General features: G+C 42.8%; 21 protein-coding genes. All 21 read right to left on the minus strand.

All coding sequences use genetic code 11. The features are described from left to right. Positions 1-15: 15 nt before the first annotated feature. A complete protein-coding gene (locus ENLAB_RS04320; protein WP_081117474.1) occupies positions 16-1,203 on the minus strand; it encodes an ABC transporter substrate-binding protein in 1,188 nt (395 codons plus the stop codon). 284 nt (positions 1,204-1,487) lie between these two features. Next, entirely contained in the window at positions 1,488-2,369 is an 882-nt protein-coding gene (locus ENLAB_RS04325; RefSeq protein ID WP_223079956.1) for an ROK family protein, read from the minus strand. Between the two features lie 125 nt (positions 2,370-2,494). Further along, positions 2,495-2,953: a GNAT family N-acetyltransferase gene (locus ENLAB_RS04330; RefSeq protein WP_081117476.1), complete on the minus strand. Its 459-nt coding sequence runs from the start codon at positions 2,951-2,953 to the stop codon at positions 2,495-2,497. A 34-nt stretch (positions 2,954-2,987) separates the two neighbouring features. Beyond that, a complete protein-coding gene (gene yidD, locus ENLAB_RS04335; RefSeq protein WP_206600723.1) occupies positions 2,988-3,263 on the minus strand; it encodes a membrane protein insertion efficiency factor YidD in 276 nt (91 codons plus the stop codon). Positions 3,264-3,355: 92 nt separating this feature from the next. Beyond that, positions 3,356-3,532, minus strand: a complete 177-nt coding sequence (locus ENLAB_RS04340; protein ID WP_005228723.1) for a DNA-directed RNA polymerase subunit beta — start codon at positions 3,530-3,532, stop codon at positions 3,356-3,358. A 20-nt stretch (positions 3,533-3,552) separates the two neighbouring features. Continuing rightward, complete coding sequence (gene murA / locus ENLAB_RS04345) at positions 3,553-4,845, minus strand: UDP-N-acetylglucosamine 1-carboxyvinyltransferase (RefSeq protein ID WP_086291913.1); 1,293 nt, start codon at positions 4,843-4,845, stop codon at positions 3,553-3,555. 90 nt (positions 4,846-4,935) lie between these two features. Next, entirely contained in the window at positions 4,936-5,169 is a 234-nt protein-coding gene (locus ENLAB_RS04350; protein ID WP_008380880.1) for a DUF1146 family protein, read from the minus strand. A gap of 161 nt (positions 5,170-5,330) precedes the next feature. Continuing rightward, a complete protein-coding gene (locus ENLAB_RS04355; RefSeq protein ID WP_005228716.1) occupies positions 5,331-5,753 on the minus strand; it encodes a F0F1 ATP synthase subunit epsilon in 423 nt (140 codons plus the stop codon). A gap of 31 nt (positions 5,754-5,784) precedes the next feature. Next, positions 5,785-7,191 (minus strand): F0F1 ATP synthase subunit beta, encoded by a 1,407-nt coding sequence (atpD, locus tag ENLAB_RS04360; protein WP_077452892.1) that lies wholly within the window; start codon positions 7,189-7,191, stop codon positions 5,785-5,787. A gap of 26 nt (positions 7,192-7,217) precedes the next feature. Beyond that, positions 7,218-8,120, minus strand: coding sequence for a F0F1 ATP synthase subunit gamma (locus ENLAB_RS04365; RefSeq protein WP_005228710.1), 903 nt, complete (start codon positions 8,118-8,120; stop codon positions 7,218-7,220). A gap of 15 nt (positions 8,121-8,135) precedes the next feature. After that, on the minus strand, positions 8,136-9,692 hold the full coding sequence (gene atpA, locus ENLAB_RS04370) for a F0F1 ATP synthase subunit alpha (RefSeq protein WP_005228708.1): 1,557 nt from the start codon (positions 9,690-9,692) through the stop codon (positions 8,136-8,138). Between the two features lie 23 nt (positions 9,693-9,715). Continuing rightward, complete coding sequence (locus ENLAB_RS04375; RefSeq protein ID WP_016619750.1) at positions 9,716-10,258, minus strand: F0F1 ATP synthase subunit delta; 543 nt, start codon at positions 10,256-10,258, stop codon at positions 9,716-9,718. Continuing rightward, a complete protein-coding gene (atpF, locus tag ENLAB_RS04380; protein ID WP_005228706.1) occupies positions 10,245-10,769 on the minus strand; it encodes a F0F1 ATP synthase subunit B in 525 nt (174 codons plus the stop codon). The genes ENLAB_RS04375 and atpF overlap by 14 nt, the downstream gene beginning before the upstream one ends. Positions 10,770-10,857: 88 nt before the next feature. Then, positions 10,858-11,070 (minus strand): ATP synthase F0 subunit C, encoded by a 213-nt coding sequence (gene atpE, locus ENLAB_RS04385; RefSeq protein ID WP_005228705.1) that lies wholly within the window; start codon positions 11,068-11,070, stop codon positions 10,858-10,860. A gap of 32 nt (positions 11,071-11,102) precedes the next feature. Beyond that, complete coding sequence (gene atpB / locus ENLAB_RS04390) at positions 11,103-11,822, minus strand: F0F1 ATP synthase subunit A (RefSeq protein WP_077452900.1); 720 nt, start codon at positions 11,820-11,822, stop codon at positions 11,103-11,105. 293 nt (positions 11,823-12,115) lie between these two features. After that, positions 12,116-12,574 carry an SsrA-binding protein SmpB gene (gene smpB / locus ENLAB_RS04395; RefSeq protein WP_008380870.1) on the minus strand — a complete coding sequence of 153 codons (459 nt, stop codon included), beginning with the start codon at positions 12,572-12,574 and terminating at the stop codon, positions 12,116-12,118. A 15-nt stretch (positions 12,575-12,589) separates the two neighbouring features. Beyond that, entirely contained in the window at positions 12,590-14,950 is a 2,361-nt protein-coding gene (rnr, locus tag ENLAB_RS04400; RefSeq protein WP_081117477.1) for a ribonuclease R, read from the minus strand. Positions 14,951-14,953: 3 nt separating this feature from the next. Next, complete coding sequence (locus ENLAB_RS04405; protein WP_244352802.1) at positions 14,954-15,706, minus strand: alpha/beta hydrolase; 753 nt, start codon at positions 15,704-15,706, stop codon at positions 14,954-14,956. Positions 15,707-15,829: 123 nt separating this feature from the next. Beyond that, complete coding sequence (gene secG, locus ENLAB_RS04410) at positions 15,830-16,066, minus strand: preprotein translocase subunit SecG (protein WP_005228700.1); 237 nt, start codon at positions 16,064-16,066, stop codon at positions 15,830-15,832. Positions 16,067-16,222: 156 nt separating this feature from the next. Beyond that, on the minus strand, positions 16,223-16,495 hold the full coding sequence (locus tag ENLAB_RS04415; protein ID WP_005234370.1) for a GNAT family N-acetyltransferase: 273 nt from the start codon (positions 16,493-16,495) through the stop codon (positions 16,223-16,225). A 17-nt stretch (positions 16,496-16,512) separates the two neighbouring features. Beyond that, complete coding sequence (locus tag ENLAB_RS04420; RefSeq protein ID WP_216681998.1) at positions 16,513-17,469, minus strand: alpha/beta hydrolase; 957 nt, start codon at positions 17,467-17,469, stop codon at positions 16,513-16,515. Between the last annotated feature and the right edge of the window lie 105 nt (positions 17,470-17,574).

Raw genomic sequence — 17,574 nt, forward strand, 5'->3', positions numbered from 1 at the left:
ACAACTGCGGGTTTTTTAAGGTTCCACAGTGTCTGCTGAGGTTTCTTTCCCGTCAGTCAATCCTAAAACAACTGCTGATTTTTCAGGGTTATGATTTTCATCCATCGTGATTTCACCGGTCACACCGACAAAGTCTTTCAGTTCAGACAAACCAGCTGCGATCGCCAATGAATCTGCTGAGTTTTGATCTTCGATCGCTTGTTTGATCATATAAACGGCATCATAGGCTAATGCATTAAAAGCAGAAGGCTCTTTGCCATATTTTTCATTGAAAGCTGCCACAAACGGCTCAACTTTGTCGTTTGCTGGTGCTTTGGTAGAGAAGTGACCTGTATAGTAAACATTGCTGACATTTTCTGCACCAGCTGTTTGAACCATTTTTTCATCACCGAATCCATCCGCACCAATGATTGCTTGATCAATCCCTAATTCTCGCGCTTGCTTGATGATCAAACCAGCTTCTGTGTAGTAGCCTGGAATGAACAAGACATCGAAGTCGACATCTTTGATTCTTGTAAGAACTGCTTGGAAATCTTTGTCCCCTTCAGTAAAGTTATCTTCTAAGACAATTTCGCCTGGGTAGCTTTCTTTAAATGCTTCCGTCAATCCAATTGCGTAATCACTTGAGTTGTCTCCCAAGATCACGGCTTTTGATGCATCCAAATTTTCAGCCGCATATTTTGCTAAGATCGTTCCTTGGAAGCTATCTTGGAAACAAGAACGGAAGGCAAATTCTTGCACTTTCCCACTAGTGTAAGTAATCGCATCGTCAGTACCTGAAGGAGTAACCATTGGTACTTGCGCTCTAGTCACGTTAGGCAAAGCTGCTTTCGTAGCACCAGAGGTTGCTGGACCAATGATGGCTACCACTTTATCATTCGTTGCTAAATTGGCTGCTACTGTTGCAGCTTCATTGTTATCTGATTTGTTATCTTTCGAAATAATTTCAATTTGTTTTCCAAGAACACCACCGGCAGCATTGATTTCTTCTACTGCTAAGTCGATTCCTTCTTTTTCAGCCGTCCCATAAGCAGCTACGGCTCCTGACAACTCTAAATTGGTTCCGATCTTGATAGTATCTCCCTCTTGTTTGTTGCCACCTTCAGCAGCCCCGCTGCCGTCCGTTGATCCACCTGTTGGTCCAGCGCTACACGCTGTCAACAAAAACAAACTCGCAAACAAAAACGCAAATTTCTTTTTCATATTTTTCCTCTCCTTCACTTCCCCTGAATATGTTATCCAATATACTGAAAAATCCGGAAAATGTCAACGAATTATCAGAATATTTCACCTATTCAGAATTTATTTTTTTCGCTATAAAAAAATGGGGTTTTTAAAACACTGATCCACCAACAATGGAATCGCTTTTCAGTTTTTTGAGCAAAAAGAAAAGTAAGCAAAGTTTTTTTCCTTTGCTTACTTTTTGAACGTTTCGAATTGCTTCATTTTTTTGTCAAAAGGACGTTTGAAAACATCACATCTAGATGTTAGCGGCTATTTCTTGGATACAATGCTTGAAAATTGGCTGCTGCCCCAACTAGATTGGCGTCATTGCGATAGTCACAAAGCTTAATCAGTGGGACAAAATCATTTAAAGCTTGATCTGCCAGCATTTTTTTCAACCGTTGATCAACTTCTTGTAATAAGCCTTTTTTGGCACTGACACCGCCACCGATAATGATCACTTCAGGATCAAAAGCAAATTGAATACTGAACAGTCCTTGCGCTAAATAGCGGTAAAATTTATTGACTTCCTCGATCGCAATGGCATCCCCATCTTCTGCGCGTTGAAAGACCTCTTCGCCGGTAATTGTGGCTCGATCTACACCGATTCGATCACAATACCGCCAAGCCATCTGAACCGCTGTCCCTAATTGCGAAAATGTTTTGCCTTGATCCAAGATCATCAACCCAAATTCGCCACCGTATAAATGTGCCCCACGGACTAGCTCACCATTTTGAAACAGGGTGCCGCCAACGCCTGTTCCGATCACAACGAAGGCAGCTTGCTGAAACTCTTTGCCCGCTCCTTGATAAAATTCAGCCATCCCAGCGCAATTGGCATCATTTTCGATGGTTACTGGTACCCCAAATGCTGCTTCGAGTTCTGAGTAAATATCAAACCCATGGATATAAGGGATCGCACTGATGCCGTCGATCCGCCGCTCTTGGGCATTGACCGCACCCGGCGCACTGATCCCGACCCCTTCGATCTCTTCGTTTACGCTTGTTCTCACTTGCTGCAGCTGGGTTTTCATTTCCTCCCAAGTATTTGGAGTAGTAAATTTGCCTTTACTCACCAAAGAATCTTGTGACCAGACGCCGTATTTTACTGCTGAACCACCCATATCAAAGACTAAAATCGCCATTTTTTCCCCTCAATCCTTTATTATTCTGATACTATCTATTTTACCGTAAGTCCCCGCTTGAAGAAAGCGATTTCCGATAACAATAAAAAAAACAGCCTAAAATCGACATAGACTGTCTCTATGGATTAGAGCTGCTTTTCCAAAATAACTTGATCGATCAACTGCTGCCCATTTTCGAAAATCGGTTCAGCATAGTGGGTGGTGAAATAATTTTTCACCCGGTCTTTTTCAACATAGCCTTGCTTTTGATACAAAGTCAGGGCTGCTGAGGGCAGACTACCGGTTTTGATCACGACAAGAGGGTGTTTTGCACCTTGCTGCTGACTAAGAATCGCTTTTTCGGCAGCTTGCAACAATTGACCCCCAATGCCCCTTCCTTGCTTTGCTGGGGAGACAGCCACATTCATTATCTCCCACTTTGTGCCTTGGTCTTGATACACTAAGACACCGATCACTTCTCCAGCTTCTTCATAAACAAGCGTCTGGCTGTCATATAGATAGCCTTCTACAACTGTTTTTTCAGGATCCGCATCCAGCAACAGTGACCAAGGATACGCTTCATTAGGGTGGATTGGACGAATCATGTTTTTCTTCCTTTTCTTTTTCTCTTATGTTCGTTTAACTTTTCCGATAACGGTACGTTGGTTTGACTTTATCATCAGTGTTACGTTTTAACGTAAAGGTCTGAGGCACGTAGTCGATTCCCCCCTTTACAAAAGGATGGCACCGTAAGATACGTGCGATTCCCATCAAACCTCCTTTGGCTGCTCCATGGACTTGGATCGCTTGGATCATGTATCCTGAGCAAGTCGGATAATAACGACAGCTAGGAGGAAATAATGGAGAAATAAAACGTTGATAGAAACGAACAAAGCCAATCAAAAGTTTACTCATTTCTTGCCAACCTTTCTTTTTATGATCACGATGCAGTAAAGACAGATAGAAAAAACTAGGACTCAGCACGAGGCGTAAGTCCTAGTTTTGGGTTACTTCATAAACTCAAAGATATGATTCCAAAGACTTGGAGAGAAGACTTTAAAAGGACTACCGTCGCCAATCACTCCATAGCCAATCATTGTTCCAGCTAAGAACAATAAAATAGCTAACAAAATGACGATTAGAATTTTTATCAAGCTAGTTAGAATGTAACGGTTCAACTTCACTTTATTCTCTCCTACTCCTACTAAGCGTTTACTGGTACGGTTTCTTCAACTACTTCAGAAACTCGTTCCACAGAAGCACCTAATTGCTGCAATTTTTCATGGAATTTGTAATAGCCACGATCCAAATATTTTAGATTGCGGACACGTGTCCGACCAGTTGAACGCAGACCTAATAAAATCAACGCTGCGGCAGCACGTAAATCCGTCGCATAGACCAGCGCACCTTGCAATTCATGGCCGCCTTCGATCACTGCTATGTTGCCGTCGATTTTGACATGAGCATTCATCCGACGCATTTCTTCTAAATGTTGGAAACGATTCTCAAATACCGTTTCATTCACAACACTTGTTCCAGCTGCTAAAAGTTGAATAGCAGACATTTGCGCTTGCATGTCCGTAGGAAAACCTGGATGAGGCATTGTTTTCACATCTGTTGCCTTCAATTTTTCAGGTCCAACGACACGAATCCCTTCAGCTACTTCAGTCACTTCTGCGCCCATTTCGATCAATTTTGAAATCAATGGACGATTGTGTTCTGAGATTGCATCTTTAATAATAACGTCTCCTTGAGTCATCGCTGCTGCAACCATAAAGGTTCCTGCTTCGATACGGTCTTGGACGATCGAATGATCTACTGCATGCAGGTGTTCGACCCCTTCAATACGCATCGTTTCGGTTCCTGCACCAAAGACCTTGGCACCCATTTTGTTTAAAATGTTTGCTAAATCGACGATTTCAGGTTCACGAGCGACGTTTTCAATGATGGTGATGCCTTTAGCTTTTACGGCAGCCATCATGATATTTTGCGTTGCGCCGACACTTGGGAAATCCAAGTAAATGCTATTGCCTTTTAGCTCATCGGCGATCGCTTCTATGTATCCATCTTTTTGGATGATTTGAGCGCCTAGTGCTTGAAATCCCTTCAAATGTAGATCAATAGGTCGTTTGCCGATTGCACAGCCGCCAGGCATTGCCACTTTGGCATGACCATTACGGGCTAACAAAGGCCCCATGACTACGATTGAAGCGCGCATTTGGCTTACATACTCATACGGTGCTTCGATCGCTAACTCTTGTGATGCATCGATCGTCATCGTATTGTTTTCTTCTTCAAAATCGATTGCGACATTTAAATGCCGAATCACTTCTTTCATTGTTAATACATCGGAAAGGATCGGTACATTTGTTAATGTCGTTGTTCCTTCTTCCGCTAATAAGCTTGCCGCTAAGATAGGTAGAACAGCATTTTTTGCCCCTTCGATCTTCACTGTTCCAGTTAATCGATTACCACCTTGAACGATCATCTCTTCCATTTATGTTCCCTCCAAATAATGCAGTGACTCACACAAATCTTGCCAATTATAGCATAATATTCGGTGTTTTTGCATATATTAATGAAATTCTTAAAAACCTGTTAAAAATAAATTACGACATAACGCAATCAACTCAAGGAAAAAAGTACTGGCGGTGTAGCCTAATGCAATCGCAAGAAACACCATGACCATTCGTATCTGAGTCGTTCGTAAGGCTTTAAAAAAAGCATCGATCCGCACAGATTGCAATGCCCAAAATGCTAAATAGATGAACGCTAAATGACTCACGATTCGAATGATTGCATCAATTCCATACACTTGCATACTTCCTGCTCCTTTTTTCATAATTGAACATTCCTATCATACCACAAAGATGTCAAGATAAAAAATAATCTTTCTTGAAACCTTCATGAAAAGACTTTAAAAAGTTTTTAAAACGTTTTCTTGGAGAAACAAAAAAACAAAGGCAAGATGCCCTTGTTTTTTTAGGAATGTTTTGACACGTTGATTCGATTGATGGCGCGGTGCAAAGCAACCGTTGCGCGACGAAGCTGGTCGATATCTTCGACTTGTTTGGCCTCTTCGATTTGACGTTCTGCACGTTGTTTTGCTCTTTCTGCCCGTGAAACGTCGATGTCGCGATCACGTTCCGCACTATCGGCTACGATAGAGACAACATTGTCCCGCACTTCAAGGATACCGCCATTGACGGCGACCCAGTCGACGTGAGTATCCGAATCGATCCGTTTGACCCGGACTTCATCAATCGTCAAAGGAACGATGATTGGGGCATGATGCGGCAAAATACCGATCTCGCCATCTGTCGTACGTGCAACCACGATTTTCGCGTGGTGATCGTAAACCAAACCAGCAGGTGTCACCACATTGACTGTTAAAAATTGATCCATGAGGTTCCCCTCTTTCTTCGAGGCTGGTTAATTAATAGCCAATTTTTTTCGCTTTTTCAATGACGTCTTCAATTCGTCCTACACTACGGAAGGCTTCTTCTGGAAGATCATCATATTTTCCTTCAAGAATCTCAGCAAAGCCTTTGATCGTTTCCTCAACTGGTACATAAGAACCAGGTTGTCCAGTAAACTGTTCCGCTACGTGGAAGTTTTGCGACAAGAAGAATTGAATCCGACGCGCACGAGCCACTAACGTTTTTTCTTCATCAGACAACTCATCCATCCCTAAGATAGCGATGATGTCTTGTAGTTCGCGGTAACGTTGCAACGCATGCTGTACTTCAGTCGCTACTTCATAGTGTTTTTCACCAACGATTTCAGGTGCTAACGCACTTGAAGAAGAAGCCAGTGGATCAACGGCTGGATAGATCCCTTGTTCAGTCAATTTCCGTTCCAAGTTGGTTGTTGCATCCAAATGGGCAAAAGCAGTCGCTGGTGCCGGGTCCGTGTAGTCATCGGCAGGAACATAGATCGCTTGAATAGAAGTAACCGATCCTTTTTTCGTTGAAGTGATCCGTTCTTGTAATTGTCCCATTTCGGTTGCTAGTGTCGGTTGATACCCAACAGCAGAAGGCATCCGACCTAGTAAGGCAGATACTTCAGAACCAGCTTGCGTAAATCGGAAAATGTTATCGATAAACAAGAGTACGTCTTGTCCTTCTACATCGCGGAAGTACTCCGCTAAGGTCAAACCAGTCAAGGCAACCCGCATCCGAGCACCTGGTGGTTCGTTCATTTGTCCAAACACCATGGCTGTTTTTTCGATAACGCCAGATTCTTTCATTTCATTATAAAGGTCGTTTCCTTCACGTGTCCGTTCACCAACACCTGTGAAGACAGAGATCCCCCCATGCTCTTGGGCGATGTTGTGGATCAGTTCTTGAATCAAGACGGTTTTACCAACACCGGCACCACCGAAAAGACCAACTTTCCCCCCTTTTAAATAAGGGGCTAATAAGTCGATAACTTTGATCCCAGTCTCAAGGATCTCGGTACTTGTTGACAATTCATCAAAGTCAGGAGCTTTTTTGTGAATCCCACTGCGGGGTGCTTCATCAGGGAATGGCGCTTCTAAATCGATGGTGTCCCCTAAGACATTAAACACCCGTCCTAAGGTGTCTGTCCCAACTGGAACAGAAATGGAGGCGCCTGTATCGATTACTTCCATTCCTCGTTGTAAGCCATCTGTTGATTCCATGGCAATCGTACGGATAACGCCGTCGCCAAGTTCTAAGGCAGCTTCTAACACAACTTTTGTTTTCTGCTCATCTTTTTTGTAAACAATCAACGCATTGTTGATATCTGGTAATGATTGGTCTAGAGAGAATTCCACGTCAACAACGGGACCAATGACTTGAACAATCTTGCCTGAACTCATTCGTATTCCTCCATTCGTTCTTGAAACTATTCTAACGCGGATGCCCCCGCCACAATTTCAGTAATTTCTTGGGTGATTGCGCCTTGGCGCGCTCGGTTGTAAGAGATCGTCAAGTCCCCAATAATATTTTTGGCATTATCTGTTGCTGTTTTCATCGCTGTCATTCCGGCAGCATGCTCGGCTGTTTTTGCGTCAACAATCGCACCATAAATCAAGCTTTCAGCGTATTGAGGCAGTAATTGATTCAAAATCGCTTCTCTAGAAGGTTCAAACAAGTATTCTTGTTCATAACTTTCGGCTTCTTCAGGATCTAGATCGGAAATCGGCAACATTTTCTCCACACGAAATTGGCTAGTCAATGAGTTGATATGATGGTTATAACACACATATAATTCATCGAAGACTTCGTTTTGGTACATCGTTGTCGCCAATGTTACGATTTTACGCACCTCATCAAAGCTTGGTTGATCCGAAAGGTTTCTTAACTCGTACGCCAAATTGATGCCCCGTGCTTTGAAAAAGTCGGCGCCAGTTGCACCAATGGCAATCATGACATACTCTTCTTCTTTTGCATGGTCTTCGTCCAGCATGGTCATCATTTGCTTCAAGATGGAACTATTGTAGCCGCCCACTAGACCGCCATCAGAAGTGATGACAATATAGCCTGTGCGTTTGACCGGACGACTAACCAACATACTGTTATAGTTCACACCATCTTTAGGACCGGAACCTGCAAGATCGGAAAGCTGCTGCGCAGTTAAATGCGTAACGATTTCACGTACTTTGTTGGCATACACTTGAAACTGTTTCGAATGAGCTTCAGATTTTGTTAATTTTGCAGCTGAAACCATTTGCATGGCCTTTGTGATTTGGCTGGTTTTTTTTGTTGAGGCAATTCGTTGCTTGATTTCATTTAATGAAGCAGCCATTTTCTCTCACCTCTTTTATGCGTTTTGCATTGTCGATATTTTATCTTGCGGCGTCACCCGAGAACTGTTGGATGCCATGAAAATATCTTTGAATGCTTTAATGGTGTCATCTAACAAGCTTTCTTCTGGCAAGTCTTTCGTTGTCCGAATGGTTTCAAAAATCGTTGCTGCGTTTGCTTCGATATATTCAAATAATTCTGCTTCAAAGTCCAATAGTTTATTGACTGGCACACTATCAATGAATCCATGCGTCAAGGCATAAAGAATCACGACTTGTTTTTCTACTGCCAATGGTTCATGCAGTTTTTGCTTCAAGATTTCAACGGTTCGACGACCGCGGTTTAATTTGGCTTGTGTCGCAGCATCTAGATCAGACCCAAACTGTGTAAAGGCCTCTAGTTCGCGATAGCTAGCCAAGTCCAAACGCAAGGTACCGGCAACTTTTTTCATCGCTTTGATCTGCGCAGAACCACCAACCCGTGAAACGGACAATCCAGCCGCTACGGCAGGACGCACACCAGAATAGAATAGGTCGTTTTCTAAGAAAATTTGTCCATCTGTGATAGAAATCACGTTAGTTGGGATATAGGCTGAGATATCCCCTGCTTGTGTTTCAACAAACGGCAATGCCGTCATTGATCCACCGCCTAGTTCATCACTTAATTTCGCTGCACGTTCCAATAAACGAGAGTGCAAGTAGAAGACATCCCCTGGGTATGCTTCACGACCTGGCGGACGGCGTAGAAGGAGAGAAAGTTCACGGTAAGCGACTGCTTGTTTTGATAAGTCATCAAAGACGATCAAAACATGTTTGCCGTTATACATGAATTCTTCTCCCATCGCAGCCCCGGCATAAGGTGCGATATAAAGTAGTGGTGCTGGTTGTGAAGCACCTGCTGAAACAACGATTGTGTAATCAAGTGCACCATAACGGCGTAATGTTTCCACTTGTGCACGAACCGTTGAGTCTTTTTGGCCAATTGCGACATAGATACAGATCATGTCTTGCCCTTTTTGGTTGATGATCGCATCAATAGCGATCGTTGTTTTCCCGGTTTTCCGGTCACCGATGACTAATTCCCGTTGACCACGACCGATTGGTACTAAAGCATCAATAGCTTTTAAACCAGTTTGCATTGGTTCCGAAACGGATTTCCGTTGCATAACACCTGGTGCAGCTGCTTCGACTGGGCGTGATTTATCTGTTTCGATCGGACCTAAACCATCGATTGGTTGCCCTAATGGATTTACTACCCGGCCAATTAATGCATCGCCGACAGGAACTTCCATGATTTTACCGGTTCGTTTTACTTTGTCCCCTTCACGAATGGTTTCAAAATCACCTAGGATGATGATCCCGACATCGTTTGACTCTAAGTTTTGTGCCATCCCATAAGAACCGTTTGAAAACTCAAGCAGTTCTCCACTCATGGCATTTTCTAAACCGTGGGCGCGGGCGATCCCGTCCCCAACGTATGTGACAGTACCGATTTCTTCTACAGAAAGTTCGTTCTGATAATTTTTAATTTGCTCTTTGATCAAGGCACTAATTTCTTCTGCTTTGATGGCCATCCGATTCACCTCTTATCTCTTGTTTATCTGCCGATTTTTTGTCGCAGATAATCCAGTTGGCTCTTAATACTACCGTCGATCACTTGATGATTTGCTTCAACGATGACACCGCCTAAAATCGTTGGATCGATCGTTTCTTTCAATTGTGCCTGCTTGTACCCAAGCTTATCGGCGATTTGCTTTTCAATTTTGCTTTTTTGTTCTGCTGACAAAGCAACAGCCGTTGTGATCGTTCCGAGAACAAGACCTTGATATTCATCGTAACGACGTTCGTATTCATCAATGATCAGCAATAGATCATCCATGCGATCATATTCATAAACGATCTCTAAGAAATTTCTGACCAAGCCTTCAAAGCCCTTCAGCAATTGATCGACTAATTGTCTTTTCTCATGAAGATCCAAACGGTTATCGGTCACGATTTGGCCGAATGTTGGAATCTCCTGATAAATCTGACGCAAGGTCATTAATTCTTGGTAAACTTCTGTCAAGCGTTGTTCTTCCATCGCCAATTCGAACAACGCTTTTCCATAACGTTTTCCCACTGTGAATTTATCGAGTTTCATTAACTGAACCCAATCCTTCGATATATTGATTGATTAGGGATTCATGATTTTCGGGAGTCAATTCGCGGCCTAAGATTTTTTCTGCGATTTGAAGCGAAAGTTCTGCCACATCATCTTTCACTTCTTTTAACGCAGTTTCTTTTTCAAGGGTGATATCTGAGTTGGCTTTTTCTTTCAAACGAGCCACTTCTTCTTTGGTCTCGCTCAAAATATTTTGCCGACTCAATTCCCCGCTATCTTTGGCGCTCTTGATGATCTCCGCAGCTTCAGAATGAGAACGTGCCAATTTTTCTTGGCGTTCTTTTTCTAATTTTGCTGCATTCAAGCGTGATTGTTCCGCTGAATCCAAATCATTGGCGATTTTATCTTCCCGTTTTTGCATCATGCTACTGATGGCATCCCATGCAAAATGTTTCAATAAGAATAGCAAAAGAAGAATTGATCCGCTGACAACGATAATATTGCCAAGCATTGGATTTTGAACTTCCGCTATAACCAACTGATTTAGCATAACGATTCTTCCTTTCTGAAAGTCATTGTTTCATTAGAAAAAAGCAAAAACGAGTGCAATTGTTCGTTTCTGCCTTTTCGTGCTTGTCTTATCGGAAGACTAATAACAGCGCGATAACTACCCCTAGAATCGGTACAGCTTCGACTAGCGCTACCCCGATAAACATTGTTGAACGTAGTTGACCTGACATTTCAGGTTGGCGTGCCATTGATTCGATCGTTTTTGCGATTACTTGTCCGTTACCATACCCTGCACCAATTGCTGCTCCGATAATTGCTAATCCTGCTCCAATAAAGTTCATTCTTTTTTCCTCCTAATTGTATGTCGATTCGATTAATGTTCTGCCACGGTTTTGTGGCTCATAAATACCATGGTCAATGTAACAAATACATAAGCTTGGATCGCTCCAATAAAGAGCGAGAAGCCAATCCAGATCATTTCTAGCGGCATCACGATCGGCAATGACCACCAACCAAGACTAATAAACATGTTGGCAATCAATCCTAATAACACTTCACCAGCGAATATATTTCCATATAAACGCAAGCCTAACGTGATGACATTCGTAAACTCTTCGATGATTTTTAGCGGCAATAAAAAGCCCACCGGTTTCAGATACGAATTGATCAAGTAATTTTTGAAGCCCAACGACTTGATCCCAAAGAAATGTGTCAAGGAAATAACCATAAGTGCGAGTGTCAATGTAACAAACGGGTCTGCTGTCGGACTTTTCCATAAGGTAATGTCATCTGTCGTCACGATTTTTGTGACTAAGCCGATCTCATTTGCCACAAACACAAAAAGAAACATTGTTACACCGAGCAAATGAAAGTTGTTCACTTGAGATCCTGGTAGATTGTCCGCCACGATGCCACGAACAAAGTCAATGACCCATTCAATGAAGTTCTGCTTCCCTTTCGGTTTCATTTGCAAATTACGTGTACAAATAAAGACCACCAAAAAAACAATGATACAAGAAATGATTGTCATCATAGCTACAGTTCCATCAAACCATATAGGACCGATATGAAACATAAGCGATTTATCTTCCAATCTTTCTCACCTCTTTTCCTGTCATCTCCAGAAAAAAATCTGGTGTTACAATGCGTTTCCTCTCATAACAATCGGTATCATACCACCACGAATGGAAAATTTCAAAGCATTTTCAAGAAAATTAGACAAAAAACTCACAATGCTAAAAATCCTAAATTAAGTGAAAAATCCTCGCGTCGCTATGTGGAAGAAAAAGCCTGTTAAATCAACAGCTTTCTCTTAAATGCTACCAAATTTAGCGTGATTTTCAAAGCGATAACCTCTGTCGGATTCTAAAAGAAGTTCTTAGAAAATTAGAAATTTCTAAGAACTCGGTCAATTTGTCTTTCCTGATCTTTGCGTTTTAAGGATTCTCGCTTATCATACTCGCGTTTTCCTTTCGCTAAACCAATCAAAACTTTGGCATAACCATCCTTGATATACACCTTTAATGGCACAATCGTCATACCAGTATTTTTTGTTTCGCCAATCAAACGAGCGATCTGCTTTTTGTGTAGCAACAGTTTTCTCGTCCGCAATGGGTCATGATTAAAAATGTTGCCTTGCTCGTAAGGACTGATATGCACATTGACTAAGAATGCCTCACCGTTACGAATGCGCACGAAGCCGTCTTTCAAATTGATCCGACTGTTGCGAATCGCCTTGATCTCGGTTCCTTGCAAGACGATCCCCGCTTCGATCGTATCGAGGATCGTGTAATCATGGCGGGCCTTTTTGTTTTGGGCGATTAATTTCCCTTCTCCTTTAGGCACGGGCCATCCCTCCAATTATTTTTTCTTGATTCCTTTATAAAAAGGTTTTTTCTTTTTCACTTTGCCAGCTTTTTTCGGCTTGCCTTTGCCTGATTGTTCAAACCGTTTCCCTTGGTTTTTCTCAGGGTTTCGTTGTTTTTTTCCACGGCGGTTCGCTTCATTTTTTTGATGGTTGCTTCGTTTGTTAGCTTTTGGTGCTTGCAGTTTTTCAACTTCTTCTGCTGCTACCAGTTCGAAATCAATCTCTCTTGTTTCTGGATCAGCCTTTACGACTTTGATGCGAACTTTCTGACCAATTTTAAAGGTCAAGCCTGTCCGTTCCCCCACAAGTGCTAGATGGTTTTCCAAATAATGGAAGTAATCTTGCTTCAAGTTATTGATATGGATCAGCCCTTCAATCGTGTTAGGCAATTCAATAAACAAGCCAAACTTGACCACTGAACTGATGATACCGTCAAACTCTTCTCCTACTTTATCGGCCATATACTCAGCTTTTTTAAGCGCATCGACTTCTCTTTCTGCATCGACTGCTCGTCGTTCCATTTGGGAGCTGTGCATCGCGATGTCCGGCAAGATTTCCGCCCATTTGTTTTGGTTGGCTTCAGAGACATCTTCACTGTAAGAACGAATCAAGCGATGCACGATCAAGTCGGGGTACCGACGGATCGGTGACGTGAAGTGGGTATAATCTTCCGCTGCCAAACCATAGTGACCGACGTTTTCTTCAGAATACTTCGCTTGTTGCATACTTCTTAGTAGCATCGTATTGACAACCATTGCCTCTGGCTTATCTGCCACATCTTCAACCACTTTTTGTAGTTGTTTTGGTGAGATCGAGCCATTGGTCTGTTTGACTACGATCCCTAAAGCAGACGCAAAATCAAAGAAGCGGCGCATTTTCTCTTCTTTTGGTTCCTCATGGATCCGATAAATAAATGGTAAGTGCTTTCGATTGAAATGGCGCGCCACAGTTTCATTGGCTGCCAACATGAAGGATTCGATCAATCGCTCGCCGACACCACGTTCTCGCAGAACGATTTCTTGTGGGTGTCCTTCTCCATCGACTAAGACTTTCGCTTCTCGGTCTTCAAAAGAAACTGCCCCACGTTTGATGCGCATCGCTTCTAACACGTGATGCAAGGCGGCCATATCATGGAACATCGGTACTAGTTCCGCATATTTTTTGGTGGTTTCTGGATCATTATCTTCAATGATTTGATTGACTGCTTGATACGTCATCCGGGCACTTGTTTGAATAATACTTTGGAAAATATTGTAATCCGTGACGATCCCCTCTTGATTGATCCACATTTCACAGCTCATGGTCAACCTTGGCACGTTTGGATTCAACGAACAGATGCCGTTTGATAAACGCTGTGGGATCATTGGAATCACTCGATCCGTAAGGTAGACACTCGTTCCCCGATCAAACGCTTCTTTATCCAATGCGCTGTTTTCGGTCACATAATAAGAAACATCGGCGATATGCACGCCCAAATAGAAGCTGCCGTCAGGCAATGCTTTTACCGTCACCGCATCATCCAAATCTTTGGCATCCGCTCCATCGATCGTTACGATCTGTTGATCTCGCAAATCCCGCCGTTCTGGAAAGTCAGCAGGATCGATCGTATCTGGGACTGCATCTGCCGCCGCTAAGGTTTCTTCCTCGAATTTTGTGGGAATCCCGTTCGCCACGACGATCGACAATATATCCATTCCAGGATCGTTTTTATGTCCTACAACTTTCGTGATCAACCCCTCTAAGCTTTTCGAATAACCTTTTTCTGGGTAATGGCTGATTTCAACGATCACAATGCTACCATCTACAGGTCGAATCCCTTGAGCGCCAATAAACACCTTTAATTCACTTAGTTTTTTATCTTTAGGCTGAACTACGCCATATAGATCCGACTCTTCGATCTCTTTTTCGTCAAATAATGTAAACTCGCCGACCAACTGACTGATGGCCCGTTGTTTGATTTCTACGACTTTCCCCTCTGCACCACGATCTGAGAAAGGATCGGCAACATGCACGATGTCTACAGCAACGGTATCGCCGTCCATGGCATAGCCTGTTGCTTCTTTAGGGATATAAATATCGTCTTCTTCTTCATCCAACGTGACAAAACCGAAGCCCCGCTCGTTGGCTCGGAAAGTCCCTTCCACAAATACACGTTTCATGGGTAATTTCACTTTGCCTTTTTTGTTAAAAATCACACTGCCTTCTCGTTCCATCGCTGCTACTGTCTGGACAAGATTCTTAAAGTCTGTGCTTTTTTGAAGTCCTAGACCTTCAGCAATTTCTTCCATTGAAAAGCTTTTTTTGCGGCTTTCTTCGAGAAACTGAATGATTTTTGTTTTAATCGTTTCTGTCATAACTCACTCTTTCCAAGCAAGTGTTTCTAAGAAAGCAAACACATCCTGCTCTAATTTTTTCCGTTCTGGTCCAACGGTCACCACATGACCGCTTTCGGGATACCATTGAAGCGTATAGGGAACATGGGACAGTGCCCCTGCTGTTTTGAAAACTGTCTGTGGATCGATCATTTGATCCTTTCCTGCTTGCGCCAGGAAGATTGGGCGCTTGATTTTTCCTAAATACCCAGCTGTGGTTTGTCCGACTGTTTCGATGCCTTGTAGCTGTTCTCTGACCTTACGAGGGACTTCTGCCAATATTTCTTTTTGGGTCGCCTCGTCTAAATCAGCATAGGGTATGACCATTTCAGCATACTTTTCAAAATTGACTGGCACTTCATTCTTGGTTTCAAATAATGGCGAACAAAACAGTCCGCCCCCCATCAATGTTGGATCTTGGGTCAAACGATCCATCGCTAAAATCCCACCCATGGAAAGTCCCAGCACAGCAACTTCCTCATAGCCTTTTTCTTTCACATAAGCAACTGCATCCGCAGCATCCTGCTGCCAAACAGTCATTCCTTGATCTAAGATATCATCTGGATTCGGTGTACCATGTCCAGTAAACATCGGTGTATAAACCGTGTAGTCTTTTTGTTCTAACGAACGACAAAGCATACGCACATCGTTAGGACTGCCTGAATAGGCATGGAACAAAATGACCGCTCGTTTGCCGTGTTCAGCAAAAACCGGTTTTGGTTGATTAAATGTTTTCATGTTTCCTTTCACCTCACGTCCAATTCTACCATAGTTAAGAAGAATACTTCGACAAATGCGATCAAAATCTTCCCCTTAAAAAGAAAAAAACCTCTCTTTACGAGAGGTTCGCTAACAAAGTGATTAGTTTGATGAAAGAAAAGCCAAAATAAAGAGCAAGACCATCCAAACAAAACCTAAAATGGCCGTTGAACGCTGCATCACCGCTTCAAATCCACGGGCTTTTTGCTTACCAAACAATTGATCTGCACCGCCGGTAAAGGCACTAGCTGCACTATTTTGCTTGCTAGGCTGCATCATGATCGTAATGACCATTAAAATCGAAATAACGATCACAGCAGTTAATAAGATGTTATACACGTTAGCTCCTCCTTGCTTGCTAAAGTCGTCCTTTCCATTTTAGCATTTTCCGCTGGAAATTACTACTCTCTTTTTGTCATTGCCCGTTGCATGATGGTTTAAAAAAAGACTGTCCTTTCTGACAGCCTTTTTCTCATAGATTGCTTTTCGTTCAAATCAGCGAACCAGTACGTCATCGTACTCTGGTTTCTCTTTAAACTCCTTGACCGCAAAAGAGCAGACAGGCATAATTTTTTTCTCTTCCCGTCGTGCTTTTTCAACAACTGCTTTGAGTAACTTTTGCGCCAATTGCTGTCCGCGATAATCAGGGTTGACGAAGGTGTGGTCTACTTCTAGCACATCATCTGGCGTTTCTTGCCATGTGATCTCTCCGATTTCTGTTTCTCCATCATATAAAGCAAAACGCTTGTTTTCTTCTTTTATTTCCATTGTATTCTCCCTTTCTATCAGACAATGTCTGTATTTTGTTTGCTATTCTCAATAAATTGCAAAACGGTTGGCCAATATTCTGGTGCGTCTTTAACTGCCTGTAAATGTCCCATACTGGGAAAAAGGACTTTTTGTTTCGGACCAGCCGTTGCCTCCATTAAAGTATTGATTTCTTTTTCAGAAAGAAACGTATCCTTCTCTCCTTGTAAAAACAACACAGGTAAATGGTTGCTGCCGACTTGTCGGGTCACTGAGATTTGTAGGAAGGGGTAGCCAACTAGGTGTTTACTGTAACGATTGGCTAATCGCAAAAAGCGCTTGACGGGTAACCGAGAAAATTGCGGTAGACTTGCCCGAATGGCACTGTAAACGGACGTGTAACTGCTGTCTGAGATCAACCCCGTCACTTGCACCGGCATGACTTCTCCACTGGCCAGCAGCAAAGTCGCCGCCCCCATTCCTAAACCATAGAGGAAGATTTGGGTTTGGGGGTCTTTTTCCAAAATCTTATCGATCCACAAAAGCAGGTCCATCCGATCTAGCCACCCTAAACCAATCTCTTTGCCTTCACTACGGCCATGTCCACGCAAATCAGGAACTAAAACATTGTAACCCGCAGCCCAGAATTTCTCGGCCGCCTCTTGACAGTCTGCTTGCCCATCACTGCGATACCCATGCAAGCAAATCACCCATGTTTTAGCACACTGATCGAAGACTTCTGCTCTCAAGATCAGATCATCGGTGGTCGTTACCGTACATTCCGAACCTTGTGCCCAAAAAGCCGAACTGCTTTTTGCGATCCGCTCTTTGTATGGAATCCCCAGTTTCTTTCTGCCTTCTTTTTCATACCATTCATTGTTACGCATAATAATTGCCGAAACAAAATAGCGTACGCCCTTTTTCATCACAGACGTGCGATATACATAGTACACCAAAAAAATAAAAATAAGCAGTAGTAGCAATAGCCAAACCATAGGATCCCCCCTTCATTTTAGTTTACCATTTACACCGGTTTTCAGCCAAAGTTTTGTCGCAAGTCTTAAATAAGTCCTATACTTTTTTAAGAAAAAATCTTTGTA

Origin of the sequence: Enterococcus innesii, from assembly GCF_022846515.1 — a bacterium.
Lineage (GTDB): Bacteria > Bacillota > Bacilli > Lactobacillales > Enterococcaceae > Enterococcus_D > Enterococcus_D innesii.

Coding starts and splice junctions, on each gene's coding strand:
- yidD (WP_206600723.1), bottom strand. CDS start 3,263: ATGAGTAAACTTTTGATTGGCTTTGTTCGTTTCTATCAACGTTTTATT.
- ENLAB_RS04415 (WP_005234370.1), bottom strand. CDS start 16,495: ATGGAAATAAAAGAAGAAAACAAGCGTTTTGCTTTATATGATGGAGAA.
- ENLAB_RS04320 (WP_081117474.1), bottom strand. CDS start 1,203: ATGAAAAAGAAATTTGCGTTTTTGTTTGCGAGTTTGTTTTTGTTGACA.
- atpF (WP_005228706.1), bottom strand. CDS start 10,769: ATGCTAAATCAGTTGGTTATAGCGGAAGTTCAAAATCCAATGCTTGGC.
- ENLAB_RS04325 (WP_223079956.1), bottom strand. CDS start 2,369: ATGGCGATTTTAGTCTTTGATATGGGTGGTTCAGCAGTAAAATACGGC.
- ENLAB_RS04330 (WP_081117476.1), bottom strand. CDS start 2,953: ATGATTCGTCCAATCCACCCTAATGAAGCGTATCCTTGGTCACTGTTG.
- rnr (WP_081117477.1), bottom strand. CDS start 14,950: ATGACAGAAACGATTAAAACAAAAATCATTCAGTTTCTCGAAGAAAGC.
- ENLAB_RS04350 (WP_008380880.1), bottom strand. CDS start 5,169: ATGCAAGTGTATGGAATTGATGCAATCATTCGAATCGTGAGTCATTTA.
- ENLAB_RS04405 (WP_244352802.1), bottom strand. CDS start 15,706: ATGAAAACATTTAATCAACCAAAACCGGTTTTTGCTGAACACGGCAAA.
- ENLAB_RS04355 (WP_005228716.1), bottom strand. CDS start 5,753: ATGGATCAATTTTTAACAGTCAATGTGGTGACACCTGCTGGTTTGGTT.
- ENLAB_RS04365 (WP_005228710.1), bottom strand. CDS start 8,120: ATGGCTGCTTCATTAAATGAAATCAAGCAACGAATTGCCTCAACAAAA.
- atpE (WP_005228705.1), bottom strand. CDS start 11,070: ATGAACTTTATTGGAGCAGGATTAGCAATTATCGGAGCAGCAATTGGT.
- atpD (WP_077452892.1), bottom strand. CDS start 7,191: ATGAGTTCAGGCAAGATTGTTCAAGTCATTGGTCCCGTTGTTGACGTG.
- ENLAB_RS04420 (WP_216681998.1), bottom strand. CDS start 17,469: ATGGTTTGGCTATTGCTACTACTGCTTATTTTTATTTTTTTGGTGTAC.
- ENLAB_RS04375 (WP_016619750.1), bottom strand. CDS start 10,258: ATGAAACTCGATAAATTCACAGTGGGAAAACGTTATGGAAAAGCGTTG.
- murA (WP_086291913.1), bottom strand. CDS start 4,845: ATGGAAGAGATGATCGTTCAAGGTGGTAATCGATTAACTGGAACAGTG.
- atpA (WP_005228708.1), bottom strand. CDS start 9,692: ATGGCCATCAAAGCAGAAGAAATTAGTGCCTTGATCAAAGAGCAAATT.